At 45.1% G+C, this 26,093-nt stretch carries 19 protein-coding genes; 9 read left to right on the forward strand and 10 right to left on the reverse strand.

Going from position 1 to position 26,093, the window contains the following annotated elements; genetic code table 11:
* From AB4185_RS19315 to speA, 3 genes are all read right to left on the reverse strand, one after another.
* Positions 1–4,333 (reverse strand): retention module-containing protein (locus AB4185_RS19315; protein WP_372135792.1); only part of this gene is annotated, 4,333 nt, incomplete at its 3' end.
* A gap of 661 nt (positions 4,334–4,994) precedes the next feature.
* Positions 4,995–5,921, reverse strand: a complete 927-nt coding sequence (speB, locus tag AB4185_RS19320; protein ID WP_136973983.1) for an agmatinase — start codon at positions 5,919–5,921, stop codon at positions 4,995–4,997.
* A complete protein-coding gene (gene speA, locus AB4185_RS19325; RefSeq protein WP_372135793.1) occupies positions 5,921–7,828 on the reverse strand; it encodes an arginine decarboxylase in 1,908 nt (635 codons plus the stop codon). Before speA ends, speB begins: the two co-directional genes overlap by 1 nt.
* A gap of 561 nt (positions 7,829–8,389) precedes the next feature.
* On the opposite strand from speA, the gene AB4185_RS19330 reads away from it, so the two are divergent.
* The 4 genes from AB4185_RS19330 to AB4185_RS19345 all read left to right on the forward strand — a co-directional run bounded on the left by AB4185_RS19330 (position 8,390) and on the right by AB4185_RS19345 (position 13,857).
* Complete coding sequence (locus AB4185_RS19330; RefSeq protein WP_372135794.1) at positions 8,390–9,826, forward strand: coniferyl aldehyde dehydrogenase; 1,437 nt, start codon at positions 8,390–8,392, stop codon at positions 9,824–9,826.
* Positions 9,823–10,401: a TetR/AcrR family transcriptional regulator gene (locus AB4185_RS19335; protein WP_102332109.1), complete on the forward strand. Its 579-nt coding sequence runs from the start codon at positions 9,823–9,825 to the stop codon at positions 10,399–10,401. Before AB4185_RS19330 ends, AB4185_RS19335 begins: the two co-directional genes overlap by 4 nt.
* A gap of 527 nt (positions 10,402–10,928) precedes the next feature.
* Entirely contained in the window at positions 10,929–12,503 is a 1,575-nt protein-coding gene (locus AB4185_RS19340) for an ABC-F family ATP-binding cassette domain-containing protein (RefSeq protein WP_372135795.1), read from the forward strand.
* 115 nt (positions 12,504–12,618) lie between these two features.
* Positions 12,619–13,857, forward strand: a complete 1,239-nt coding sequence (locus AB4185_RS19345; RefSeq protein WP_372135796.1) for a leucine-rich repeat-containing protein kinase family protein — start codon at positions 12,619–12,621, stop codon at positions 13,855–13,857.
* A gap of 81 nt (positions 13,858–13,938) precedes the next feature.
* Here the strand turns inward: AB4185_RS19345 and AB4185_RS19350 are convergent, their stop codons facing one another.
* The 7 genes from AB4185_RS19350 to AB4185_RS19380 all read right to left on the reverse strand — a co-directional run bounded on the left by AB4185_RS19350 (position 13,939) and on the right by AB4185_RS19380 (position 19,280).
* Positions 13,939–14,388, reverse strand: a complete 450-nt coding sequence (locus AB4185_RS19350; protein WP_372135797.1) for a hypothetical protein — start codon at positions 14,386–14,388, stop codon at positions 13,939–13,941.
* Positions 14,389–14,456: 68 nt separating this feature from the next.
* Entirely contained in the window at positions 14,457–14,771 is a 315-nt protein-coding gene (yqfB, locus tag AB4185_RS19355) for a N(4)-acetylcytidine aminohydrolase (RefSeq protein WP_017063603.1), read from the reverse strand.
* 203 nt (positions 14,772–14,974) lie between these two features.
* On the reverse strand, positions 14,975–15,328 hold the full coding sequence (gene rplT / locus AB4185_RS19360; protein ID WP_004733517.1) for a 50S ribosomal protein L20: 354 nt from the start codon (positions 15,326–15,328) through the stop codon (positions 14,975–14,977).
* 42 nt (positions 15,329–15,370) lie between these two features.
* The gene (gene rpmI / locus AB4185_RS19365; RefSeq protein ID WP_004738430.1) at positions 15,371–15,565 is read right to left on the reverse strand and encodes a 50S ribosomal protein L35; all 195 of its coding nucleotides are present in this window, start codon (positions 15,563–15,565) and stop codon (positions 15,371–15,373) included.
* A 104-nt stretch (positions 15,566–15,669) separates the two neighbouring features.
* Positions 15,670–16,221, reverse strand: a complete 552-nt coding sequence (infC, locus tag AB4185_RS19370; RefSeq protein WP_076654893.1) for a translation initiation factor IF-3 — start codon at positions 16,219–16,221, stop codon at positions 15,670–15,672.
* A gap of 2 nt (positions 16,222–16,223) precedes the next feature.
* Positions 16,224–18,152 (reverse strand): threonine--tRNA ligase, encoded by a 1,929-nt coding sequence (gene thrS / locus AB4185_RS19375; RefSeq protein WP_017059786.1) that lies wholly within the window; start codon positions 18,150–18,152, stop codon positions 16,224–16,226.
* Between the two features lie 384 nt (positions 18,153–18,536).
* A complete protein-coding gene (locus AB4185_RS19380) occupies positions 18,537–19,280 on the reverse strand; it encodes a sporulation protein (RefSeq protein ID WP_372135798.1) in 744 nt (247 codons plus the stop codon).
* Positions 19,281–19,461: 181 nt separating this feature from the next.
* On the opposite strand from AB4185_RS19380, the gene hutC reads away from it, so the two are divergent.
* From hutC to hutH, 5 genes are all read left to right on the forward strand, one after another.
* Positions 19,462–20,175, forward strand: a complete 714-nt coding sequence (gene hutC, locus AB4185_RS19385) for a histidine utilization repressor (RefSeq protein ID WP_017072048.1) — start codon at positions 19,462–19,464, stop codon at positions 20,173–20,175.
* Between the two features lie 113 nt (positions 20,176–20,288).
* The gene (hutI, locus tag AB4185_RS19390; protein ID WP_372135799.1) at positions 20,289–21,539 is read left to right on the forward strand and encodes an imidazolonepropionase; all 1,251 of its coding nucleotides are present in this window, start codon (positions 20,289–20,291) and stop codon (positions 21,537–21,539) included.
* A complete protein-coding gene (gene hutG / locus AB4185_RS19395; RefSeq protein WP_372135800.1) occupies positions 21,526–22,590 on the forward strand; it encodes a formimidoylglutamase in 1,065 nt (354 codons plus the stop codon). The genes hutI and hutG overlap by 14 nt, the downstream gene beginning before the upstream one ends.
* A 60-nt stretch (positions 22,591–22,650) precedes the next feature.
* Entirely contained in the window at positions 22,651–24,345 is a 1,695-nt protein-coding gene (gene hutU, locus AB4185_RS19400; RefSeq protein WP_017063597.1) for a urocanate hydratase, read from the forward strand.
* A gap of 14 nt (positions 24,346–24,359) precedes the next feature.
* Positions 24,360–25,892 carry a histidine ammonia-lyase gene (gene hutH / locus AB4185_RS19405; protein ID WP_017067090.1) on the forward strand — a complete coding sequence of 511 codons (1,533 nt, stop codon included), beginning with the start codon at positions 24,360–24,362 and terminating at the stop codon, positions 25,890–25,892.
* Positions 25,893–26,093 lie beyond the last annotated feature (201 nt).

The raw sequence follows: 26,093 nt of genomic DNA on the forward strand, positions 1-26,093 counted from the left end.
CATCATCACCAATGGTCACGTTAAGTTGAGACACCAACGAGTCATCGCCATCGCTATCGACCGCGTAAACCGGTAAGTCGAAACTCAAATTATTATTTGCGAGGCCATCTACATGGTCTAGTGCTTCAAGTAAGGTGAAGGTGTATTGACCTAAATTGGTATCCGAGAAACTAATCGTGAACACATTGGTTTCAACATTCGAACCATCAGTAACATAACCGATGTAGCCGCCCGGTGTGGTTGGGTCAGCTTTCAGCTCGACAGCTAATCCGTTTGATGTGAGAGTGCCGCCAAAATTGAACTCAGTCGGTTCAATACGGAAGCTGGTCACATCATCACTTTGAGTGGTGTAAGTAATAGTTTGAGTTGAGCTAACCGCGCTACCGCTTGGTGCAGAGCCATCACTCAGATTGGTTTCCGACAAGTTCACAGTTGGCACATTATCAATGGTCGGAATATCACCATCGGTAATGGTCAGCGTGACGGTTGAGGTAAGCACATCGTTATCGGAGTCACTAGATGTCACCACGATTGATTTCACAATGTCTTCGTTCAGCGTGTGGTCGAGATTGCGGTTGGGCTCAAAGCGCACTTCGCCTTGAAGCGTGATGAATAGTTCGCCTTCAGTAAAACTGAATTGCTGTTCACCATTGTCATTCTGATCAAGGGTTCGTAGTTGACCGTCATAAGTAAACTGAGTGATCGTCGCGCCATCAGCACTCTGATTTGGCATCACATCAATGGTGTTAGTTGTTACCGTACCATCTGCAAGATTGGGCTCGACGATATCTAACGCAATATCTTGCATGATTTGAACATCATCACCGATAGTGACATTTAACGGAGACATCAGTGAATCATCGCCGTCACTGTCTACCGCATAAACAGGCAGATAAAAGCTGAGCTCGTTGTTACCACGGGCATCTTGATGGTCCAACGCTTCAATGAGTGTGAACGTGTATTCACCTAATATGGTGCTAGAAAAACTCAGCGTAAATACCGTGGTTTCGACATTCGTCGCACTAGTAGTAAAACCAATGTAGTCACCCGACCCTGTCGGCTCTTCACGTAACTCAACGGCTAAACCGTTCGATTTAAGATCATCGTTAGTATTGAATTCCGTTGGTTCAATTCGGAAACGAACCACATCATCACTTTGGTTGGTAAATGTGATGGTTTGAGTGGAGCTCACCGCGCTGCCACTAGGAGCGGAGCCATCAGTCAGATTTGTTTCAGAAAGGGTTACGCTTGGAATAACGTCAATCGTAGGGTTATCACCATCAGTAATCGTCAGCGTTACGGTAGAAGTCAGAGAATCGTTATCGAAGTCACTTGAAGTCACCACAATCGACTTCACGATATCTTCGCTCGCAGAGTGGTCTAGGTTACGGTTTGGCTCGAAACGCATTTCACCTTCAAGGGTGATGAACAAGCGACCTTCTGTGAAGCTGAACTGCTGTTCTCCTGAAATACTTTGATCCAGTGTATTTACGACACCGTCATAATTGAACTGAGTGATCGTCGCGCCATCAGCACTTTGATTTGGCATTACATCAATGGTGTTGGTTGTGATTGTACCGTCAGCCAGATTTGGCTCGATGATATCTAACGTACCGTCTTGCATGATTTGAACATCATCACCGATGGTCACATTAAGCTGAGACACCAATGAGTCATCGCCATCGCTGTCTACCGCATAAACAGGAAGCTCAAAGCTTAAATCGTTTTTATCTAGGCCATCCACATGGTCTAGCGCTTCAAGTAAGGTAAAGGTGTATTCACCTAACGTAGTAGCAGAGAAACTAATGGTGAATACTGGGATTTCAGAGCCAGAAGCGTTGGTAATAAAACCGATGTAAGTGCCCTGAATAGCAGAGTCTTCTTTTATCTCAACCGCAAACCCATTCGATTTCAGTGTCCCATCGACATTGAATTCAGTTGGTTCAATACGAAATTTAGCTACATCATCACTACCAGCAGTAAAGGTAATCGTCTCGGTAGCGCTGACCGCACTTCCACTTGGAGAGGAACCATCAGCAAGGTTGGCTTCTGAGAGAGTAACTGGCGGGATCAAATCAATGATTGGATCTTGACCGTCAGTGATACTTAGCTCAAGCGATGAAGTGTCAGTGTCTCCATCACCATCTTCAGCTAAAAACGAGAACTGTTTGACGAGAGTTTCACTGCTTGAGTGGTCGATATCACGAGCGACTTCAAAACTAAAATCGCCATTTAGTGAGATGGTTACAACACCCTCAGTAAAACTGAATGTTTGAACAGCATCTGGCAGCAAGCTCTGATCTAGTGAGTAATCAACACCATCATAGTTAAACGATTGAATTGTCGAGCCATCAGCGCCTTCGAAGTTGAATAGGTTATACGAAACAACGGTATCGCCGGCTAAAGTTGGTTCCGTGACTGACTCAACTTTATCAACTAGCTCAACAACATCATCTGTGACATTAACGAGAATCTCTGCGGCTTCTGGTGTACTCGAACCGCCAGATAGTGCAGAACGGTCGCCATCTGCATCAACGGCATAAATTGGCAATGCAAAAGTTAGCAGCGCATCTTCAGCGCCTTGATGAGAAAGTTCTTCATAAAGATTAAACTCATAGTTGCCCAATGAAGGGCTATCAATTTTAACATCAAAGACCGTAATTCTCGTTCCATTGACCTCAACGTAACCTTCATAAGTTCTTACACCACCGATCTCACCAATCAGCTCAAGTAGCACAGCCTCACCATTTGAAACCAAGGTGCCACCCGTATTAAATTCCGTCGGCTCCAGTTCATAATGGTCGATGATGTCACTTTCAAAAATATCCGCGGTAATACTGCCGCTGCCAGACACTGCCGCCGTGCCCTCTTGTGAGCCGCCAACAATGCCCGCTTCATCAACGTCAATACTGTCAACATTAATGATAACCGGGCTATCGCCATCAGTAATGACAATGTTGATCGTATTGGTTACAACATCTTGGTCGAAATCGGTAATCGTGATCGGTAAATCGAACGTCAGTGAATCGGTGCCCACTTGTTCTATCGGATTAGACTGCTCGAATTTATAGGTGCCGTCGGTATCAAGGGAGATAGAGAGAACAACCTCACCTCGACCTTGGATGGACAGAGTAATCGTTGTTCCATCATCAGAAAGTCTCGCAAGCGTGTTTTGATTATCACTGAGCAACCCATCAAACTGGTCCAGTGCACCAGCATCAAATACAGCTGATTGAAGATTATCACTACCAATATTGGAGAACGTTCCTTCAATTGCTGCACTGCTAGTTTCTACGTTACTGATATTCACACTTTCAGCAGACGGATCGCCCCCATCAACCACGGCAACTTGCGCATTAATTGGTGTTGCTAATGGGTTTCCGGCGGTGTCTTCACCTTGAATATCAAAAGTGATGTTAATTTGATCGCCTGTATAGGAAACCTGACCGCCACCAACAGACGTTACGTGATCAATTGGTTGAGAAATCGTTGTGGTCAATGAAAGCTCAGCGTTATTTCCAACACTAACAACATCGATGTCGATGCGTAATACTTCATCGGTGCCTTGAACACCAATGATAGAGTTCGTCGCCGCATCATAAGTAAACGTAACGGGTTGACCACTTGAAGTAATATCACTGTTTAGCTCTGTGAGTAGCGAAGCGAGAGACAGTGCTTCTGGAACAAAAGAATCAGGGGAGAGCGCTAAACTACCAGCAATAATCGTTTCGGTAGTTGTAATAGATTGGGGGTAGGTATTGCCAGAAATGGAGCCTTCGGTGAGCACTTCACTGATTGATTGACCTCCCGATGAACGGGTTATTGTTCTGAACTCTTCTCGGTCTTCATCAACCGTTTGTTCTGCTAGACCTGCGGTCTCAAAAAATGTCGACGGATGAGTTTCGGTGTAGTTGTAGTCAATCGTCACAAAGCCAGCGTTTGCAGAACCTAATCCGCCCCCCGCAGCCGTTGCTTCTAAGATTTGGGTCGGATCGGCACCACCTAAAATGGCTTCTTGGATAGCAGCAAATTCATCATCATCAAAATCTCCTGCATCGGCTTGCTGTAAGTCAAAATTAACTTCTCCAGCGATAGGAGCATCAGCCCACACTATGTCTTGATCAACACAGCCAACACAATTACTTGCCACCTCAGTGACACCGTTTGGGTTACCTAATAACAGCTCTGCTTGGTTTGCAGTGATAACAATCTCGTTTTCACGAATAATATCGCCAACTGAAATTTTTCGTGCGCTTCCATCAGACTTAACCGCAATGACTTCTCCACTCACTGCCTCTACAACTGCAGCTTGGCGCGAAACTTCAATACCCATATATCCCCCGAGGTCACAAAATGCTGTATTGCCCAACATCGTGAAAATGATAGTAATAACGGTTTCAGGCTTAAATTATATTCAGAACTTATTCTCTGCATTAACAATCAATTACGTAGACTGATGTATGTGATGAGTCAGTTCCGTTTCGCCTGTTTTTTTTATAGTTTACTTAACTTTAAGCCTAGTCTTCCTTATCCGAAATGTCATGTCTGTGCGAAGTGACTTCTTTTCACAAATCTAGGCATTCACTTTAGTTTGTTCATGGACTAAGCAAGAGTTTATAGGGTGTTGATTAATATGCAATAAAGCGCATACCTTAATTACACCTCAAATTTTTATAAATATATACAGTAATAAAGTTGATAAATCATTAGGATTTATGGGCGATTGATAGGGTCGATATGTACCTAAACCCCAAAGAAGAACTAAATCCCATATTTGAGACAAGGTGCAGCATAAAGCTGATGAGAAACTGTTCAAACACCGTATATGGCGTCAATTACATATACAACAGTTAGAGTATTGAATGGGTATACAGGGACAATGAGTAGAAGTTGCAAATGGATATTTCGAGGTATCCAAAAAAAGCCCACTAAGTTGAACCTTAGTGGGCTTTAAAATCAGTATATAGCGTTATGCTGTTAGCAATGACACACAACTATTTAGCAAGGCGATTTGCAGTCCAGACGTAAAGCAGCTCGAGAGCAATCGTCGCACCAGCCAATGCCGTAATTTCGCTTTGGTCATAGGCAGGAGACACTTCTACAACGTCCATACCAACCATGTTGATACCCTGTAAGCCACGGATGATTTTGAGCACTTTATCTGAGTTCAAACCACCACATACTGGTGTGCCGGTACCCGGAGCAAAAGCAGGATCCAGACAATCGATATCAAACGTTAAGTACACTGGCTTATTACCAACAATACCTTTCACTTGAGCAATGATATCGTCCACGCTCATGTCGTTCGCTTGCATCGCGTTAATAACGTTAAAGCCGTGCCCTTCCTGCTTGTACTCTGTACGAATACCAATTTGCACTGAATGTTCAGGCGAAATTAAACCTTCATTTGGCGCATGGTAGAACATAGTACCGTGATCGTAACGACTACCCTGACTGTAAGTGTCAGTGTGCGCGTCGAAGTGAATCAGAGCCATCTCACCGTACTTCTTGCCATATGCTCTTAACAAAGGCAGTGTAATGAAGTGATCGCCACCTAAACCTAACAGAGTTTTACCACTGTTTAGAATCGCATCAGCAGCTGCTTCTAAACGTTGAGTTAGGTCTTCTGCATCACCGCAATCAAACACAAGGTCGCCAGCATCAATGACCGAGGTGTGTTCAAATACATTGAAGTCCCAAGGGAATTTTTTACCTTCCCACGCCAAGTTTACTGACGCACGACGAATCGCATCAGGTCCCATACGAGCACCCGGACGACCAGACGTCGCCATATCTAACGGCGCGCCCAACACAACCACATCAGCATCGTTGTCGATTGGGTTTTGCACCAATGGACGACGCATAAACGTCATCGCATTGGAGTACAACGAGTAATCTGGTTTCGTAAATAGATCGTTCATTAAAAATCCTCAAGATAGGTGTAACCCATCAAGCCTTGCTCTAACTCTTCAAGTACGCTTTGCTGCTCTTGCGCTGGTACTTTCGCCGTTACCAATTCTTTGTAGTTCTGACGAATTAGGTCCATATCGATATGAACATAACGCATCATGTCTTCAACCGTGTCGCCTTCGTTGATGTAGTCAATGTTCGCTTCTCCGCTCTCATCAACGTTCACCACCACACTGTGCGTATCACCAAATAGGTTATGCATATCACCCAAGATCTCTTGGTATGCGCCTACTAAGAAGAAGCCCATCAGGTAAGGTTCGTCTGGATTCCATGCTGGAACTGGCAACGTTGTTTCAATGCCCTGGCCGTCAACATACTGATCGATCGTACCGTCAGAATCACATGTGATATCCAGTACTACCGCGCGTCGCTCGTCCGCATTGTCCAAACCACTTAGAGGCAATACAGGGAACACCTGATCGATACCCCAAGCATCTGGCAACGATTGGAACAAAGAGAAGTTCACGAAAAACTTATCAGCCAAACGCTCACTCAACTCATCCAAGATTGGACGGTGGTAGCGGTTCTTAGTACTCATACGAGAGCTAAGTTCATAGTTAATACGCAAAGACATCTGTTCTGCCCAAGCACGGTGCTGAAGGTTCAGCATGCCTGTCGCAAATTGGTTGTGTGCTTCTGCGATATCACTTTGCGTGTCGTTGTAGATCTCAATCAGCGCGCGGTCATCATTACCTGCATCTAACTCCAAGAAGTTCTTCCACATGTTGTTTAGCAACAGTGGTGCGTCTGCTTCTGGCGCAGCCATATCTTCCGGTGAGTAGCTTTCAGTACCAATCACGTTGGTGATCAACACAGCATGGTGCGCAGTCAGTGAGCGACCAGACTCCGAAATAATCACAGGTTGTGGCTGATTGTAGAGTTTACAAATATCCCCTACTGTCATCACGATGTTACGAGCGTACTCAAGCAAGCCGTAATTCATTGAGTTTGAAGATTGGCTACGCGTGCCGTCGTAATCGACTGCCAAGCCACCACCAACATCTAAGAACTTCAGTTGAGCGCCAATATCACGCAGTTCACAGTAGAAACGAGCCGCTTCACTCACGCCATTTCGCACGTCACGAATGTTTGCCATTTGTGAACCTAGGTGGAAGTGCACGAGTTCAAGTACATCCAGCTGGTCTTCGGCTTTCAAGCGTTCGATAACAGTAAGCACTTGTGATGCAGACAAACCGAATTTCGACTTCTCACCACCACTTGCTTGCCATTTACCTGCGCCTTGAGAAGCAAGACGGATACGTAAACCCAAACGAGGTTTTACGCCAAGTGCTTTCGCTTCAGAAAGAACAAGATCAAGCTCAGACAGCTTCTCTAGAACGATAAAAACCTTGTGCCCTAGTTTCTCGCCAATCAGTGCAAGGCGGATGTATTCTCTGTCTTTGTAACCGTTACACACGATCACTGAGCTCGCTTTTTGAGCCAGTGCCAATACCGCTAATAGTTCAGGCTTGCTACCTGCTTCTAGGCCCAATTGCTTCTGCTCTAATTGAGCTTGGCTCGCTAAGATCTCGTCAACCACTTCTTTCTGTTGGTTAACTTTAATCGGGTAAACAAGCAGGTAACGGTTGTCATACTGATATTCGTCGATCGCTTGGTTAAATGCGTTACAGATATTGTGCACACGTTGGTGCACTATTTGAGGAAAACGCACAAGAGCAGGCAAACCAATATTTCTCTGCTCTAACTGTTTTACGATCTGACTAAGAGGAACTTGATGATCGGTTTCGCTCGGTGATACATACACCTCACCGTTATCATCAATTCCATAAAAACCTTGGCTCCAGTGCTTTACATTATACTCAGCACGGATGCGTTCCAAATTAACCGAATTTTCCAATTCTAGAGACCTCACACTATAGGGCCATCGACAGAAGATACCTCATTGGAATAGCGAGGTATAACCCAACAAAAAACGTTCAAAAACGATTTGTTGGCTGCATTAACCGATATTATTAAGAGTGAGTCCAACCATTGATATTTGTGGTTACGATTACGTTTTTTTATCGTCGATCCGACTTAAAGTGACAGGTAAGGTATTACAAGGTTTTAGGCCAAAAAACAGGCTGAAGCGCATTAGATTTAAAGCACTTTCTAACAAAAAATCAGGTGAATAAAATACCAAAGACACATAAAATTCTTGGCTAATCTGGTCAAGTTAAGTCAGGGTTGTGACAAATATGCGCACTTCCCAATCTGAACTCTCGCTATCACAAACACAACTTGTATCCCGTGATTCGATACCTATAAACACTTCGTTCTTCCAACTAAAACTCGCTCACTTCAATGTTGTAACCGCTCAATTATTGAACTTTTCTCGTGCATATCTTGTATTCGATTCGATCTTCTTGTAAATTCAACTGACCGACCAATCGGTCAGCTTTCGAATTTAGGGGATACTATGAGCCATAATCTAGACCTTGAACCAAACACGTCGAGCATCAACGACATGGATCAAATGTTCGACCGACAAAAAGATCACTACCGCAGTAATGTTAATCCAACGCTTGAGCAGAGAAGAAAAAACCTCTCAGTACTAAAAGCGTTGTTAATGCGCTATCAAGAGCTGTTGATTGAGGCAGTATCTGAAGATTATGGCCATCGAGCAAAACACGACAGCTTGATTGCTGATATCACCCCTTCTCTTCACCAGATCAATTACAGCCTGAAGAACCTTAAGAAATGGTTGAAGCCATCACGCCGCAAAGCAGGCTTAATGCTGACACCCGCGAAGATCACCGTTCATTATCAGCCAGTGGGTGTTGTCGGTATCATTGTTCCTTGGAACTTCCCGGTGATGCTCTCTTTAGGGCCCCTCATCACTGCGTTGGCGGCAGGTAATACTGCAATGCTCAAGATGTCTGAGTTCACTCCAGCGACCAACCGAGTTTTAAAAGCCATGCTGGCTGAGGGTTTTAACGAAGATCAGGTTGCGATTATAGAGGGTGAAGCTGACGTTTCCGCGAAATTTAGCCAACTCCCGTTTGATAATATTCTATTCACAGGGTCGACCTCTGTGGGTAAGCACGTAATGAGAGCAGCAGCCAACAACTTAACGCCAGTAACTTTGGAATTGGGTGGCAAGTCTCCAACGATTATTGCCCCTGACTTTGATGTGGCTGACGCCGTTGAACGCATCCTGTTTGCAAAAAGCTTAAACGCTGGCCAGATTTGCGTGGCACCCGATTACATCTTATTGCCACGAGAAAAAGTCGACGCGTTCATCACGGCTTATAAGCAGTACTTCAAAAAACTTTATAAAGCCGGTATTGAAAGCAAAGACTTAACCTCAGTGATCGATATGCGCCAATACAATCGTTTGAAAGGTGTGATTGCAGATGCTCAGTCTAAAGGTGCGGTTATTCACACTGTCACCGAACAAGCACAAGATGATGTAAACCACAGAATGACGCCACACCTTCTAACCGAAGTGAACGACGATATGGTTGCGATGCAAGAAGAGTTGTTTGGCCCTATTCTGCCTATCGTGCCTTATGACTCTATTGAAGAAGCGATCAGCTACATCACAGCAAGAGAACGTCCACTTGCTCTGTATCTGATGAGTCATGATAAACAGACCCAAGACCAGCTCTTATCGAATACGCATTCTGGCGGTGTTTGTATCAACGACTCGCTAGTGCATGTGGCAGCAGAAGATGCGCCGTTCGGTGGCATTGGCCCTTCAGGCATGGGACACTATCACGGTATTGAAGGCTTCAAGACCTTTAGCCATGCCAAAACCGTTCTAAGTAGAGGAAAAATTAACTTCACTAAGTTAATGCACCCTCCTTACAACAACCCAATTAAAAAGATTCTGTTCAAAGTACTAAATAGATGATTACGAAAAGGCAAAAAATCCTAGATGCTGCGCTCCTGCTCTTTTCTCAGCAAGGGCTCGAGGGCACATCTACAGGACAAATAGCGAAAACAGCAGGCGTAGCAAAGGCGACACTGTTTCACCACTTCGAGAACAAATCTCTACTGATTGATGAACTGTTTCGTGAACTGAAAATAGAGCTATTTTCTACCCTTGACCAGCACACAGAAATCGCTGAACAAGATCGCTACCAAGCCTTTAAGTTCATGTGGATCACAGGGCTTGAATGGGCGCTAGAAAATCCAGTTGCGATGAAGTTTTTCACCAATGTTCATTTCGACCCAACGACTCAAACTCGAGAAGTCATCGTCTCAAAGATGTTCGCATCGTTAGACGAGATCATTTTGAAAGGACAAGAAACTGGTGAACTGATGGTATTAGACATCAATCTTGTTAGGCACTTCATCCACAGCCACTTTTTGATTTGTGCAAACTGGTTAATTGAACAGAATGAGTTGCCACCAGAGCAGTCAGCCAAGTACATCAACGATAGCTTTGATATGTGTTGGCGCGCCGTTGGTGGGCAAACCAAGTAGCTTTAGCTTTAAGCCCAAGGCTCTAAGCTCTAAGCTCTAAGCTCTAAACCCAAAGATATAAGTTCTAGACTCAACTTATTTCCAATAATGATCACTAAAGCGCCACACAGGCGCTTTAATCATTTGAACACAATTTAATCACCTCAGTATATTGACTCAGAGTACGTTCTTTCAGTACCATCCCACCATCATTTCAAAAGAGAATAACGCCATAATGAAGTACTAACATCCTGACATCCGATTTATTTTTATAAAAATCATTTGGACACTCGGGGTTAGTGGGCGTTACTTCGTCATCTATTTTCGCGACAAATCAAGCTCTTAAAGATCCGTTTTTTGACAACCTACATCTTTAAGATCAGCACCTTAAAGACAGAAATCAGATCAGCACTCTATTTCCTATCTTTGATTGGTACGCTACCTAAGTAACGTCTTTGGCGATCTATACATAGAATTCTGTGTAGGGTTCTATATAGAAAAAGCGCCTCACCCCTTTTACTCGTTTACACGTAAAGGGAGGTATTTCTATGCCGACTATATTAGCCAATAATCTCTCATTCCAACTCGATACTGGTGAGTGGTTATTCAAAAACATCACCTTTAATTTGAGCACTCGCCTCACAGGCCTAGTCGGAAGAAATGGGGCTGGAAAGTCATTGTTACTTTCATTGCTCGTTGGACAAAAACAGCCCACAACGGGCAGTGTTTCGCGCCAAGGTTCAATCGGCTTTTACTCTCAGTTACCATCAACGCTACTGGATACCAACATCACCATCGCTGACTTCTTAGGACTCACCGAAAAGTTAGAAGCGTTAAGCGCAATAGAACAAGGTAGCTGTGAACTGCAGCACTTCAATATCGTTGGCGATGATTGGGATTTAGAGGCGCGTACCCAGCAGTTGCTAGGTACATTAAAGATCACTCGTGATTTGAACACACTTTGTTGCTCTTTGAGTGGTGGGCAACTCGCCCTGTTACAGCTTCATCAGCTATTCGTATCAAATAACGACATACTGATCCTCGATGAGCCTTCGAACCATTTGGATAACGACGGACGCAATTGGCTACTAGAACAATGCCAGGTGTTTGAAGGTAAGGTACTTGTCGTCAGCCATGATCGAAGCTTATTGAGACAAATGGAAGGTATCTACCATCTCAACAGTTTGGGGTTACGTTTCTATAAAGGAAACTACGATGACTACTTCAAACAAATGTCGAATCAGGCCGATGCACTAGATAAACAGATTGCTCATCATCAATCAGAAAAGAGACGACTTGAACGCCAAGCTCAAGCCAACAAAGAAAAAGCACAACAGCGAGAGGCGCAAGGAAACCGACTGCGAGAATCCGGCAGTCAGCCAAAGATCTTAATGGATGCGATGAAAGACAAAGCCGGACGAACACAAGCAGCATCAGCCACTAGCCAAAATAACTTAAAGGAGCAAAATCAAGATAAGCTTCAATCTCTTAAAGAACAAAAGGAACAACTAAAACCACAGGCCTTGTATCTACAACAGAGTAATAACAGTAAAAAGAACTCGCTATTAACCGTTGAAGATTGCCATCTGAGTTTTGGTTCTGACGCTCGTATCAACTTTTCTATGTCGCAAGGTGAACGGTATTATCTCACTGGTGCAAACAGCTGCGGAAAGTCGACGCTGTTAAAGGCCATTCATGGGCAACACTCGAACTATACAGGTTCCATTAAACGCTTAGGGTCCACAGTATACTTGGATCAACACTTTGGACTATTAGACACCAACGACACAATGTTCGATAGCCTCATGACACATAGTGACGGGCTCACAGAGAGTGATGCTCGGACATTGTTAGCAGGCATCGGCTTTAGGCGTGATACCGTGTACCGCAAAGTCGCTCACCTAAGTGGTGGAGAGAAAATGAAGCTAGCGATGTTGATTGTCAGTCATAAGCAAGACTCCCCATTACTGCTGCTTGATGAGCCAGACAATCATTTAGATATCGACTCAAAGCAGATATTGGCGTCAGCTTTACGTGAATACCAAGGAGCTTTTATCTTAGTCAGTCATGACTTGGATTTTGTTGAGGAGGTCGGCGTTAGCCAAAATCGTATTCAGCTTTAACCTTGATATCAACAGCCACTGAGCGTAGATAGGCGAGTATTGTTGCGGATACTCGCCTTTCTCGGTTGAGACAAGTAAACTACGCGCCTCGAACATCTACTCATAAGGCTAAGGTTTGCATACTCTAGAACAATTAAAATCAGGGCAACTTAAAGGTATTAAGCGTCTAAAACTATCAGAAGATCTCACAGAGTTCCCTCTAGAAATCATAGAGCTTGCAGATTCTCTTGAGATCCTAGACCTTTCAGGTAATCAGCTGTCAGACCTACCAGCCGAGTTATCAAAGCTAACTAACCTGCGTATTATCTTCGCGTCGAATAACCTGTTTACGCACCTGCCTGATGTTCTAGGGTCACTTCCTAAGCTCGAAATGGTTGGCTTCAAAACCAACCAAATCAAAACCGTTAGCGAACAATCTCTGCCGACTCAACTACGTTGGTTAATCCTGACCGACAATGAGATTGAGGCCCTGCCTAGCTCACTAGGTGAAAGACCGCGACTACAGAAACTGGCATTGGCGGGTAACAAGATTCGCGTGTTACCAGAAAGCATGGAAAACCTATCCAACCTTGAGCTAGTTCGCCTGTCTGCAAACCAGTTGACTGAATTCCCAGAGTTCCTTATCAAGCTACCAAAACTGGCTTGGTTAGCGTTTGCGGGTAACCCGTTTTGCAAACACCCTAGCAGCTTAGATAGCGTGCCTGCGGTTAGCTCTCAAAGCTATTCACTGAATCAAGTACTTGGCCAAGGCGCATCTGGCGTGATCTCGCATGCAAGCTGGCTAAACAGCGACTTCGATTTTCCACAGGAAGTGGCGGTTAAAGTGTTTAAAGGCGAAGTCACCAGTGACGGCTACCCACATGATGAACTGGAAGCGTGCTTGCAGGCTGGACACCATAACAACTTGGTAAAATCTATCGCCCAAGTAGAGGAACAAGATTACCTAGCTTTGGTGGTGGAACTCATTCCAAACAGCTACTACAACCTAGGGCTACCACCAACACTCGAGACTTGCACGCGTGATACTTTCCCAGAAGGTTTCGAACTTTCAATTGCTCAAATCAATAGCATTACAGAGCAGATGATTGATGTGTTTGAACACCTTCATGCCAATAAAGTCTCTCATGGTGATCTATACGCTCACAACACTTTAGTGAACGAACAAGGTCAGATGATCTTTGGTGACTTTGGCGCTGCGACTATCTACGGGTACCTAACTGAAGAACATCAACAAGGTATTCGCCGAATTGAAGCACGTGCATTGAAGTACTTTATTGAAGACCTACTGACGATTTGTGCAAAGCAAGATCAAGACAGCGAGCTTTATACTCGATTGGCGAACTTCGAAGCTTAATAGAAGTATTCAGTCAGATTGAAGACAACAAAGCCAACATCACTGTTGGCTTTTTTATATGCTAATTAAACGAACCAGCGTTTAGCTTTCAACTTGAACAAGCTTCAAGTACGAATGCAGCTCTCCGCTCTTATACTCAACCGCAGAGTGAATATTAAGGTCAGCACGAGCCACAACAGCAAACTGGTAGCAGTTCTCACCCTTCAGAATCTCGACGTGTAACAAACCGTCTTTTAGTTGCCACAGCCCTGTTGTTTCAAATCGGTCGAACAAACGATATTCAGTCAAAGAACCGTCAGCATTGAAGTGCACTTCAGTGATGTAACCGCCGGGGCAGCTCTTCACCCAAACTCGATTCTCGATATCACTGACCGTAAAGTTACGCCTTGTGTCACGCCACGCTAGAAAGCCTTCGCTATCATAAAGAGCAATGTCGAGATCAGTTCTAGAGATTAACGGCTGCTCATTTTGCTCACGACAATAAAGTTGAAGCAAAATTTGCTGAACTGTTTCGCTCTGTAATTCACTCATTGTGGCTTCCCTTTATCATTGCTCTGCGTTAGACGCAGTATTGATCAACAAATTCTATTTAAAGCGGGCTACACAAGCTCGTAAGAAACCACATACAGTTGAGAGATACCCGGGTAGATATCTTGAATCACGTCTTTCAGTACTTGCAGCGTCATGTTCTCTTGCTGAGCATGGAACTCACCTAAGTCATCAAACAAAATTGGCTCAACGCTGATGATCTTAAGATTACAGAACACACGGTCTTGCTCTAGCGTCGATACTTCCACAACACTGCCTGGCTGGTAGTCTCGCTCAGATTCATCACGAATAGTAATCGTCTTCTTGCCAGATAGGATGTCAGTTTCAAAACGTTCGAAGAACGTCATAGTGGTCGGTGCGGTCATTTATTTCGGTCGCTTTACATTTAAAGGTTAGGTAAATGTTTATATACCAGAATGCGTGTTCAAGCGAATAAAAATTAGGTGCGGGATGCGAGATGCGAGATGCGAGATGCGAGATGCGAGAGAGTATGGCAAAGCCAAATTACAGGCAATAAAAAAGGAGAACCGAAGTTCTCCTTTTCTTAAACCTTTAAGCTAACTCTAAATTATAGAGATGCTTTCGCTTTTTCAACTAGAACAGCAAATGCTGCTTTGTCGAATACTGCGATGTCAGCAAGAATCTTACGGTCGATCTCGATAGATGCTTTCTTTAGGCCATTGATGAAACGGCTGTAAGATAGACCATTTTGACGAGATGCCGCGTTGATACGTGCAATCCAAAGTTGACGGAATTGACGTTTCTTGTTGCGACGGTCACGGTAAGCGTATTGACCAGCTTTGGTAACTGCTTGGAAAGCTACGCGGTAAACACGTGAACGTGCTCCGTAGTAACCTTTAGCTTGTTTTAGAACTTTCTTATGACGTGCACGAGCTTGTACACCACGTTTTACGCGAGGCATTATGCTTCTCCTAAACTAAACGAATTTATAAACTAAAAAGAATTAAGCGTATGGCATCATACGTAGAACTTGAGCAACTTCACATTTAGGAAGGATCGAGTTCGGACGTAGCTGACGCTTGTTCTTAGTAGTACGCTTAGTCAGGATGTGACGTTTACCAGCGTGCTTAAACTTAATACCACCAGCAGTTTTCTGGAAACGCTTAGCAGCACCTTTGTTGGTTTTCATCTTAGGCATGATGAATAACTCCGCATTGTTGAGTTGTTAATAACATAGTAATTAGGGCGAATAAAACCCCGCAACCTGAGGCTGCAGGGTTCAATTACTTGCAAAGCCGTTAATTACTTCTTTTTAGGGGCCAACACCATGATCATCTGGCGACCTTCAATTCTCGTTGGGAAAGATTCGACTACTGCAAATTCTTCAGTATCCGCTTTCAAACGATTAAGAACGTCAACACCGATTTCTTGGTGAGCCATTTCGCGGCCACGGAAGCGAATTGTTACCTTCACTTTGTTGCCGTCTTCTAGGAAACCAGTCAGGTTGCGTAGTTTTACCTGATAGTCTCCAATATCAGTTCCAGGTCGGAATTTAATTTCCTTGATCTGAACCTGCTTTTGCTTCTTCTTCTGCTCTTTCGCAGCTTTGCTCTTCTCGAAGAGGAACTTACCGTAGTCCATCACACGACAAACTGGCGGCTCGGCGTTAGGGCTGATCTCTACAAGATCCATACCAGCTTCATTTGCAGCTTCCATCGCTTCAGCGATTGATACTACACCAACAGCTTCGCCGTCTGCGCCAGTTAGACGCACTTCACGAACGCCACGAATGTCACCGTTTAAACGGTGCTGGTTTTGTTTGGCCGGTTGTTGGCCACGTCTTCCGCCTTTAATAGCTATTCCTCCAGATTGAGCTTACGGCTTGAAACCTCGGCTTGGATGTATGAAATAAAGTCATCCACTTTAAATTTGCCAAGGTCCTTACCTTTACGTGTACGTACTGCAATTTCGCCGGCTTCCATTTCTTGGTCACCACACACAAGCATGAACGGTACACGTTTCAAAGTATGTTCGCGGATTTTAAAGCCAATCTTCTCATTTCTCAAGTCTGCTTTGACTCTAAATCCACTTTTTTGCAGTTTTTTCGTAATTTCTTGTACATATTCAGACTGTTTGTCTGTAATGCCCATTACAACTGCTTGTTCTGGCGCCAACCACGTTGGGAAGAAGCCAGCGTATTCTTCAATAAGAATACCAATGAAGCGTTCTAGTGAACCTAAAATCGCGCGGTGGATCATAACTGGCGTGTGACGCTCGTTATCTTCACCTACGTAAGTAGCACCTAAACGTTCTGGTAATGCAAAATCGAGCTGCACTGTACCACATTGCCAAGCGCGGTCCAAACAATCATGCAAAGTAAATTCAATCTTAGGTCCGTAGAACGCACCCTCGCCTTCTTGAATCTCGTATGCAATGTCCATTGCCTCTAGCGCTTGCTTAAGGTCAGCCTCTGCACGGTCCCACATTTCGTCTGAACCTACACGCTGTTCTGGACGAGTAGATAGCTTAACAACGATGCTTTCGAAGCCGAAAGTTGTGTAAGTATCGTAAACCATTTCAATACAAGCTTTAACTTCTTGTTGAACTTGGTCTTCAGTACAGAATACGTGAGCATCATCTTGAGTGAAGCCACGAACACGCATAATGCCGTGAAGTGCGCCAGACGGCTCGTTACGGTGACATGAGCCGAACTCAGCCATACGTAGCGGTAGATCACGGTAAGATTTCAAACCTTGGTTGAAGATTTGAACGTGACCAGGACAGTTCATTGGCTTGATAGCGTATTCACGGTTCTCTGAAGAAGTAGTGAACATCGCTTCAGCGTACTTATCCCAGTGACCAGAGCGTTCCCAAAGAACACGGTCCATCATTAATGGGCCTTTAACTTCTTGGTAATCGTACTCAGTCAGTTTTTGACGAATAAATACTTCTAGCTCACGGAAGATAGTCCAACCGTTGTGGTGCCAGAACACCATGCCTGGTGCTTCTTGCTGCATGTGGAATAGGTCAAGCGCTTTACCGATTTTACGGTGGTCACGTTTAGCCGCTTCTTCTAGGCGCACAAGGTGAGCTTTAAGTGCCTTCTTGTCGTGGAATGCAGTGCCGTAGATACGTTGAAGCATCTTGTTGTCACTGTTACCACGCCAGTATGCACCCGCTACGTTAAGTAGAGTGAAGTGCTGGCAGAAGCTCATGTTAGGCACGTGTGGACCACGACACATATCGATGTATTCTTCGTGATGGTACAGGCCTGGACGATCGTCTTTAGAAACGTTCTCGTCCAAGATTTCAATCTTGTAAGTCTCGCCGCGAGCTTCGAATGCGTCGCGCGCTTCCTGCCAGCTAACTTTCTTCTTAACAACCTGGTATTTGGTCTTCGCTAGCTCTTTCATGCGCTTTTCGATCTTTTCTAGATCGTCTTGCGTTAGAGAGTGCTCAAGATCGATATCGTAGTAGAAACCGTTATCGATAGTAGGACCGATCGCCATTTTCGCTTCTGGAAAAAGCTGCTTAACCGCGTGGCCTAAAAGGTGAGCACAAGAGTGACGAACGATCTCAAGGCCATCAACTTCATCTTTAGCTGTGATGATTTCTAGGCTTGCATCGTTTTCGATAAGATCACAAGCATCAACACGCTCGCCGTCTACACGACCAGCAATGGTAGCTTTCGCAAGACCAGGACCGATTGATAGGGCAACATCTAGAGTTGATACAGGGTTGTCAAATTGACGCTGACTACCGTCAGGAAGAGTAATAATTGGCATTATTTGTCCTTTACAGTGGTGTTGCACACCAAGCAACACATGAAAATGTTTAATATATGTCTTTCAATCAACGAGTACGCTGATTGGGGATATATGCATAATAAATATACCCACATAGAAGCAAATACAGATGCCACATCTGTGAGTAGCCGAACATTGTAACGAAATAATATGAAATGACAATGTTAGTCCCGCAGCACCACAAAACTATATGACTGAAATGTCTCTTCTATATAGATCCTTCTAACGCCTAACCCATAGTTCAATCAGTAATTCGTTGGCTTTATCTACAATACAAAAAAGCCGAACGGATAATTTCGGCTTTAGAAATCGTACTGTCTTGTCTCTATTAATAGAAAGAGTAACGACTAACAGAGAGAGCAACTACGCATTCATGATTCTTGAGACTGCGTTACGAATGTCTGAATCGGCAGCGTTCGCAGGCAAGCTGAATGAGATGTATTGATCGCCACGGAAGCTCATTGAGCGATCGATTTCTGCTAGGCAGTGAACCATTGAGCCTTCAACGATGAATGACAGCTCGATCTCTTTATTATTCATGAAACCGCCGCTGCGAAATTCAATCTCTTGGTAACAACCCGAACGAGAAGCAAAGTTGTTGCCTTTTAAGAAGCCCTTCTCTACGTCAGCTTTCACCATTGCCATACCGGATGCTTCCACGCCTTGGATGATTTTAGCAACTGTTGGCAGTGGGTGTACGGAGATAAAGTCACGGTCTTTAGGGTCAATCGCGAAGCCTATATCTAGGTTGGTTTCAACCCACACATGGCATTGGTTCATTTGTGCGTTCAACGCGGTGACTGGCGTTTCATCATTTAACTTAAGTCGGAATGGAACCAGTTTGGTTTCGCCCGGTTGGATAACGAAAGGCTCTACCGCTTGAATACGACCCAGTGAAAAGGTTTCGTAGCTGGTACTGTCTTCCGTTTCTACTTTTACTTCTGTGTTGATAACCAAGTTAATCAAGTCGATTTGTTGCTCAACGTCGCCACCAACAATGTGAACATTGCCAGACAACTCTCCACCTTGGAAAACTTCAATATTATCTAAGACAGTATCAACCTTTGCTGCACCGATGCCCAACGAGGCCTTTAATTTCTTAAACATATTATTTCCCTTTCTAATCATCTGATTTACGAATAGTTATTACGTGACAATTTGCGACACTTGCCTCACAGAATCAAGCAATTTGCCCCATCTATGTTGAATAAGGTCACATTGTCCGAGGAAATGTTGAAATCGTGAAAAATTCCGTTACTCTATTTGTATAGTCAAATAAGGTTTCATTATGTCGAAAGCGCCGCTCTACCTTCAGATAAAACAGTTCATAGACGATAATATCAACAGTGGTCACTGGCCAGTGGGTTACCAGATAACCACAGAACTCGAACTCACAGAGCAGTTCAATGTGAGTCGAATGACGGTCAATAAAGCCATTCGAGATCTTGTGTCTGAAGGCAAACTCATCAGGAAGCCAAGGCTAGGTACTTTTGTTTGTGAACCAGACGAAAAAGCGCAATCTCCGCTGCTTGATATCAACAACATCGCACAAGAGATCAAAGACCGAGGTCAAACGTATGCTAGCCAGGTTATCAAGCACAAGAGCATCAAGGCAGATGAAAGCACCGCGACACGGTTAGGTGTGATGATCAATGCCGAAGTATTCTATAGTGAAATCATCCACTTTGCTGACAACACACCGATTCAATTGGAAGCGCGCTGGGTGAACTCGCAAGCCGCACCAAAATACCTAGAGCAAGACTTTTCAACCTCTACACCCAATGAATACCTTTCAAAAAGCTGCCCGTTGAGTGCAATCGAGCACACGGTTGAAGCCATTATTCCTGACTCTCAAATCAGAACGTCACTAAAGCTATCTGAATCAGAACCTTGCCTACTTTTGAATAGAAGAACATGGAGTAAAGAGCGCCTCATCAGCTTTGCATTGCTCTACCATCCTGGTTCTAAGTACAAATTAAGCTCCAAGATACTTCTAAATTAAAGAACATCATCCTGATCGCCGATCACATTTTTGCAACATCGACTTGATTCGGGTCAGCGTTTAGCCTATTTATTTGTATATACATTTAATGTTTAGCAAAGATCTAGGTGATTATGAATTTGATCCTCAAAAATGCACGAGTGGTCTCCATGAGCTCGGGAGTCGACGGTTATCAGCCCTCTTCCCCTCAAGATATCGTTATCGAAAGCGGTAAAATCGTGTCCATCTCTTGTTCAAACCAAGGCGCACTTGCTTCTGAGTTAGAACAAGTACGTGTTGATGGTTCTTTGGATTACGTCACCTATGACTGCAAGAACAAGCTAGTGACACCCGGATTAATTGATTGCCACACTCACCTCGTATTTGCGGGTAATCGTGCCAATGAATTTGAGCAGCGTTTGAATGGTGTGTCTTACACCGACATCGCCAAGCAAGGCGGCGGCATTCTAGCGACAGTCACTGCAACACGCGCAGCGCAAGAGTCTGAGCTGGTTGAAATGGCATTACCGAGACTTGATGGCCTACTAAGAAGTGGCGTAACCAGCATCGAAGTAAAATCTGGCTATGGTTTAACACTTGATGATGAACTCAAAATGTTACGCGCAGCCAAAGCTTTAGAGAATCATCGCCGAATTAAGATCACCACTACTCTCCTTGCAGCGCATGCTGTGCCACCCGAATACAAAGAGCAACCGGACAGCTATATCGATCTGGTTTGCCAAGAGATCATTCCTAAAGCTGCAGAGCAAGGGCTCGCCGATGCAGTTGACGTGTTTTGCGAATCTATCGGCTTCAACCTAGAACAAACCGAACGTGTATTTGCAGCAGCCAAAGCACATGGCCTCGCGATTAAAGGCCACACTGAACAACTTTCGAATATGGGTGGCAGCGCGCTTGCAGCTAAATACGGCGCACTCTCTGTTGACCATGTTGAATACCTTGATGAAACCGGAGTAAAAGCACTGGCAGAATCAGGCACAGTTGCCACCTTGCTACCCGGTGCTTTCTACTTCCTGAAAGAGACTCAACAGCCACCTATTGCTTTACTTCGTGAACACAAAATCCCAATGGCGATCGCGACCGACCTAAACCCCGGCACATCTCCCTTTGCAGACTTAACGCTGATGATGAACATGAGCTGCACCCTATTTGGCACAACCCCAGAAGAAGCATTACGTGGGGTAACTTGCCATGCAGCCGCTGCCATTGGCGAGTCGCAAAACAGAGGCAAAATTGAAGTAGGTTACTCTGCTGATTTGGCTATCTGGAATATCGATCACCCTGCCGACTTAAGCTATCAAGTTGGTGTTCCTCACCTGCATAAGCGCATTGTTAATGGCGAGGTGTGTCATGACTCAATCTAAATCCAACGCTATCCAAGAGAACGCAACAACCGTGCATAACTTTGTGTGGACAGGGCGTAATGATCTTGAAGATGGCCCACTCGGTACTCGCGTTCATCACATTACCAAGCAAGTGCAAAGTAGCGAGTTAAGTGACGAGCTGACTGACGGTGGTATCGCCTTGGTAGGCTTTGCCAGCGACGCCGGTGTTGCAAGAAATAAAGGACGCGTGGGCGCGAAACAAGCACCTAACTTGATACGCCAAGCTCTGGCGAATATGGCTTGGCACAGTGACGCATACATCGCGGATCTTGGTGATATCGAGTGCAATGATGGTCAATTGGAAGTCAGCCAAAAACAGTGTGCTTCTGTGATTGCCAATGCCTTAGCAACCAACAAAGTGATTACCCTTGGCGGTGGTCATGAGGTTGCTTGGGCATCTTTTCAAGGTCTTGCGGAACATTTACATAAAACGGAACACCGACATAAAGCTCAACACCTTGATAAAGGTCAGCCAGAACGCAAACCTAAAATAGGCATCGTTAACTTTGATGCTCACTTTGATCTTCGTGAATTTGAAAGCGACATCGCTGACGTAAAGCCAAGCTCAGGCACACCATTTAACCAGATAAGTGATTACTGCCACACACATCAGTGGCCGTTTCATTACGCTTGTCTTGGTGTGAGTGCCGCCAGCAATACCAAAGCGCTGTTTGACAAAGCTGACCAACTAGGCGTGTGGTATGAACACGACCGCAACATGACCCAAGTGAATCAAGTCGCTCAACTGATCAAGTTACAAAAATTCATCGCTGAGTGTGATTATCTCTATCTCACCATTGATCTCGATGTTTTCCCCGCAGCGACTGCGCCGGGTGTTAGTGCCCCAGCAGCAAGAGGCGTTAGCTATGAAGCGCTCGCGCCTTTCCTAGAACAGATTTTTAAACACATTGAGAAACTCATTATCGCGGACATTGCGGAATATAACCCAGACTACGACGTCGATGGCCAAACGGCTCGATTGGCGGCACGTTTGTGTTGGGATATTGCCAGTGCAATGGCCAGTGAATAAGCCAGCTATATAGATAAATACAACTACAACGATATAACGTGAAACAGAAGGAATTTCAAAATGACGGAACACCACAACAGTGACCCTCGTCTCGACACGACTCGCGAAATTCGCGCACCTCACGGCACCACTTTGCGCGCTAAATCTTGGTTAACAGAAGCACCACTGCGTATGCTGATGAACAACCTAGACCCTGATGTGGCAGAACACCCACATGCACTGGTTGTGTATGGCGGTATTGGTCGCGCGGCACGTGATTGGAAATGTTATGACAAAATTGTTGAAGTATTAGAGCGTTTAGAGGACGACCAAACGTTACTTGTTCAATCCGGTAAACCTGTGGGCGTGTTCCCGACTCATAAAAACGCACCTCGCGTACTGATCGCTAACTCGAACCTTGTTCCACACTGGGCGAACTGGGAACACTTCAACGAGCTCGATAAAGAAGGCTTGATGATGTACGGCCAAATGACCGCGGGCAGCTGGATCTACATTGGTTCACAAGGCATCGTTCAAGGTACTTACGAAACCTTTGTCGCTATCGCGAAGAAGCACTTCCAAGGTGAAGCAAACGGCAAGTGGGTTCTAACGGGCGGTCTTGGTGGAATGGGCGGCGCTCAACCTCTTGCTGCAACGATGGCTGGCTTCTCAATGATCGCAGTGGAGTGTGATGAATCACGAATCGACTACCGCTTGCGTACTGGCTATGTAGACAAAAAAGCCACCAGCTTAGATGAAGCGATGGCAATGATTAAAGAGTCAGACACGCCAATCTCTGTTGGCTTATTAGGTAACGCCGCAGACGTCTTCCCAGAGTTAGTTGAACGCAATATCACACCTGATGTGGTGACTGACCAAACCTCTGCCCACGATCCTCTTAACGGCTACTTGCCGCAAGGTTGGACGATGGAGAAAGCCGCACAAGAGCGCTCCATTGATGAAGCAAAAGTGGTGAAAGCCGCTAAGCAATCTATGGCGATTCAAGTACAAGCGATGTTAGACCTGCAATACCGCGGCGCAGCGACCGTGGATTACGGTAATAACATTCGCCAAATGGCACTGGAAGAAGGCGTAGAAAACGCGTTTGATTTCCCAGGTTTCGTTCCGGCTTATATTCGACCTTTATTCTGCGAAGGTATTGGTCCTTTCCGTTGGGCGGCACTATCTGGTGACCCAGAAGACATCTACAAAACAGACCAAAAAGTAAAAGAACTGATTCCAGACAACCCACATCTACATAACTGGCTAGATATGGCGCGTGAACGCATTCAGTTCCAAGGCCTGCCAGCGCGTATTTGTTGGGTTGGCTTGAAAGATCGTGAACGCTTAGGCCAAGCATTCAATGAAATGGTGAAAAATGGCGAACTGAAAGCACCAGTTGTTATCGGTCGTGACCACCTAGATTCAGGTTCAGTAGCAAGCCCGAACCGCGAAACAGAAGGCATGATGGATGGATCAGATGCCGTATCAGATTGGCCTCTATTGAATGCCCTTCTGAACACAGCGGGCGGCGCAACTTGGGTTTCTTTGCACCACGGTGGTGGCGTTGGTATGGGCTTCTCGCAACACTCAGGCATGGTGATTTGTTGTGACGGCAGTGAAGATGCATCACAGCGTATTGCTCGCGTACTTCACAATGACCCAGCAACCGGCGTTATGCGTCATGCTGATGCAGGTTACGATATTGCCAAGCAATGTGCCAAAGAGCAGAAGCTTGATTTACCTATGCTAAACGAAGAACTTCGTCGCCTTTAATGTCTGGAGAGAACATGTTGAACTTATTACTTAAGCCAGGACTTCTTGGCCTATCTGAACTTCGAAAAATCAGCCGTAGCCCTGTGAACTTATCACTCGATCCTGCAGCAATCCCGGATATCGAAGCGAGCATGCAAGTTGTCGAACAAGTGATTGCTGAAGACCGCACTGTGTATGGCATCAACACGGGTTTTGGCTTATTAGCAAACACCAAGATTGCGCCTGAAGATCTCGAAGTTCTACAGAAAAGTATCGTACTTTCTCACGCTGCGGGCATTGGCAAGTTCATGTCTGATGAAACCGTACGCTTGATGATGGTATTGAAGATTAACAGCTTGTCTCGCGGTTACTCTGGTATCCGCCTCAAAGTGATTAACGCTCTTATCGATCTTGTGAACGCGCAGGTTTACCCGTGTGTTCCACAAAAAGGATCAGTAGGCGCATCTGGAGATCTTGCTCCCCTCGCCCACATGAGTACCGTTCTGCTAGGTGAAGGCCAAGCACGCCACAACGGCAAGATCATCACTGGCTTAGAAGCAATGCAGATCGCAGGTCTTGAACCAATCACACTTGCGCCGAAAGAAGGCTTAGCGCTGTTAAACGGCACACAAGCATCGACTGCCTTTGCATTAGAAGGTCTGTTCGCAGCGGAAGACTTGTTTGCGTCTGCAACCGTATGTGGCGCGATGTCTGTTGAAGCTGCACTGGGTAGTCGTCGTCCGTTTGACCCTCGAATTCATCGCGTTCGTGGTCATCGTGGTCAAATGGATGCCGCGCTTGCTTATCGCCATATGCTTGATCAAAAGAGTGAGATTGGTGAATCACACACTTGCTGTGAAAAGGTTCAAGACCCTTACTCGTTGCGCTGTCAGCCTCAAGTGATGGGTGCCTGTTTACAGCAAATTCGTAATTCAGCAGAAACGTTAAACGTTGAAGCGAACTCGGTATCGGATAACCCACTGGTATTTGCTGAAGACGGCGACATTATTTCAGGTGGTAACTTCCACGCAGAACCTGTGGCAATGGCAGCGGATAACCTAGCACTTGCGATTGCAGAAATTGGTAGCCTTTCTGAACGAAGAATGGCACTGCTGATTGATAGCGCACTAAGCAAACTTCCACCTTTCTTGGTCGATAACGGCGGCGTTAATTCAGGCTTTATGATTGCTCAAGTAACCTCTGCTGCTCTGGCAAGCGAGAATAAAACACTGGCACACCCAGCATCAGTAGACAGCCTTCCAACATCGGCAAACCAAGAAGATCATGTATCTATGGCAACCTTTGCGGGTCGTCGACTGCGTGACATGGCAGAAAACACCCGTGGCATCTTGGCTGTTGAATACTTAGCAGCAGCACAAGGCTTGGATTTTAGAGCACCAAATCTCTCTTCTCCTCGAGTAGAAGAAGCAAAACAGATACTGCGCGAGAAAGTCAGCTTCTACGACAAAGACCGTTACTTCTCACCTGATATCGAGCAAGCAAATCTACTGCTCAAATTATCAGTGCATAACCATCTAATGCCAGAAGGCCTACTGTGTAGCTTCTAAGGTTTGGCGAAATAGCACGTCATATAAACAGGGGCTATTGATTAGCCCTTGTTGCATTGAATCCAAGCCCCTATTCCCCTCAAAATCGTCACATACCATCCAACGTATTTATCTAATCGACTGATATATAAGCAAAGTTAACTGGATAGACCATTAGATCGAAGTTAGTTAGCTATAATCCACCCCAGATTTGATGACTAA

Source organism: Vibrio sp. 10N.286.48.F5, assembly GCF_041469785.1.
Classification (GTDB): Bacteria; Pseudomonadota; Gammaproteobacteria; order Enterobacterales; family Vibrionaceae; genus Vibrio; species Vibrio crassostreae_C.

Excerpts from the sequence above, each read along its gene's own strand:
- hutH (WP_017067090.1), top strand. The coding sequence starts at position 24,360 with ATGTTGAACTTATTACTTAAGCCAGGACTTCTTGGCCTATCTGAACTT.
- rplT (WP_004733517.1), bottom strand. The coding sequence starts at position 15,328 with ATGCCTCGCGTAAAACGTGGTGTACAAGCTCGTGCACGTCATAAGAAA.
- hutU (WP_017063597.1), top strand. The coding sequence starts at position 22,651 with ATGACGGAACACCACAACAGTGACCCTCGTCTCGACACGACTCGCGAA.
- hutC (WP_017072048.1), top strand. The coding sequence starts at position 19,462 with ATGTCGAAAGCGCCGCTCTACCTTCAGATAAAACAGTTCATAGACGAT.
- AB4185_RS19340 (WP_372135795.1), top strand. The coding sequence starts at position 10,929 with ATGCCGACTATATTAGCCAATAATCTCTCATTCCAACTCGATACTGGT.
- yqfB (WP_017063603.1), bottom strand. The coding sequence starts at position 14,771 with ATGACCGCACCGACCACTATGACGTTCTTCGAACGTTTTGAAACTGAC.
- hutG (WP_372135800.1), top strand. The coding sequence starts at position 21,526 with ATGACTCAATCTAAATCCAACGCTATCCAAGAGAACGCAACAACCGTG.
- AB4185_RS19380 (WP_372135798.1), bottom strand. The coding sequence starts at position 19,280 with ATGTTTAAGAAATTAAAGGCCTCGTTGGGCATCGGTGCAGCAAAGGTT.
- rpmI (WP_004738430.1), bottom strand. The coding sequence starts at position 15,565 with ATGCCTAAGATGAAAACCAACAAAGGTGCTGCTAAGCGTTTCCAGAAA.
- AB4185_RS19350 (WP_372135797.1), bottom strand. The coding sequence starts at position 14,388 with ATGAGTGAATTACAGAGCGAAACAGTTCAGCAAATTTTGCTTCAACTT.
- AB4185_RS19335 (WP_102332109.1), top strand. The coding sequence starts at position 9,823 with ATGATTACGAAAAGGCAAAAAATCCTAGATGCTGCGCTCCTGCTCTTT.
- speB (WP_136973983.1), bottom strand. The coding sequence starts at position 5,921 with ATGAACGATCTATTTACGAAACCAGATTACTCGTTGTACTCCAATGCG.
- thrS (WP_017059786.1), bottom strand. The coding sequence starts at position 18,152 with ATGCCAATTATTACTCTTCCTGACGGTAGTCAGCGTCAATTTGACAAC.
- hutI (WP_372135799.1), top strand. The coding sequence starts at position 20,289 with ATGAATTTGATCCTCAAAAATGCACGAGTGGTCTCCATGAGCTCGGGA.
- AB4185_RS19330 (WP_372135794.1), top strand. The coding sequence starts at position 8,390 with ATGAGCCATAATCTAGACCTTGAACCAAACACGTCGAGCATCAACGAC.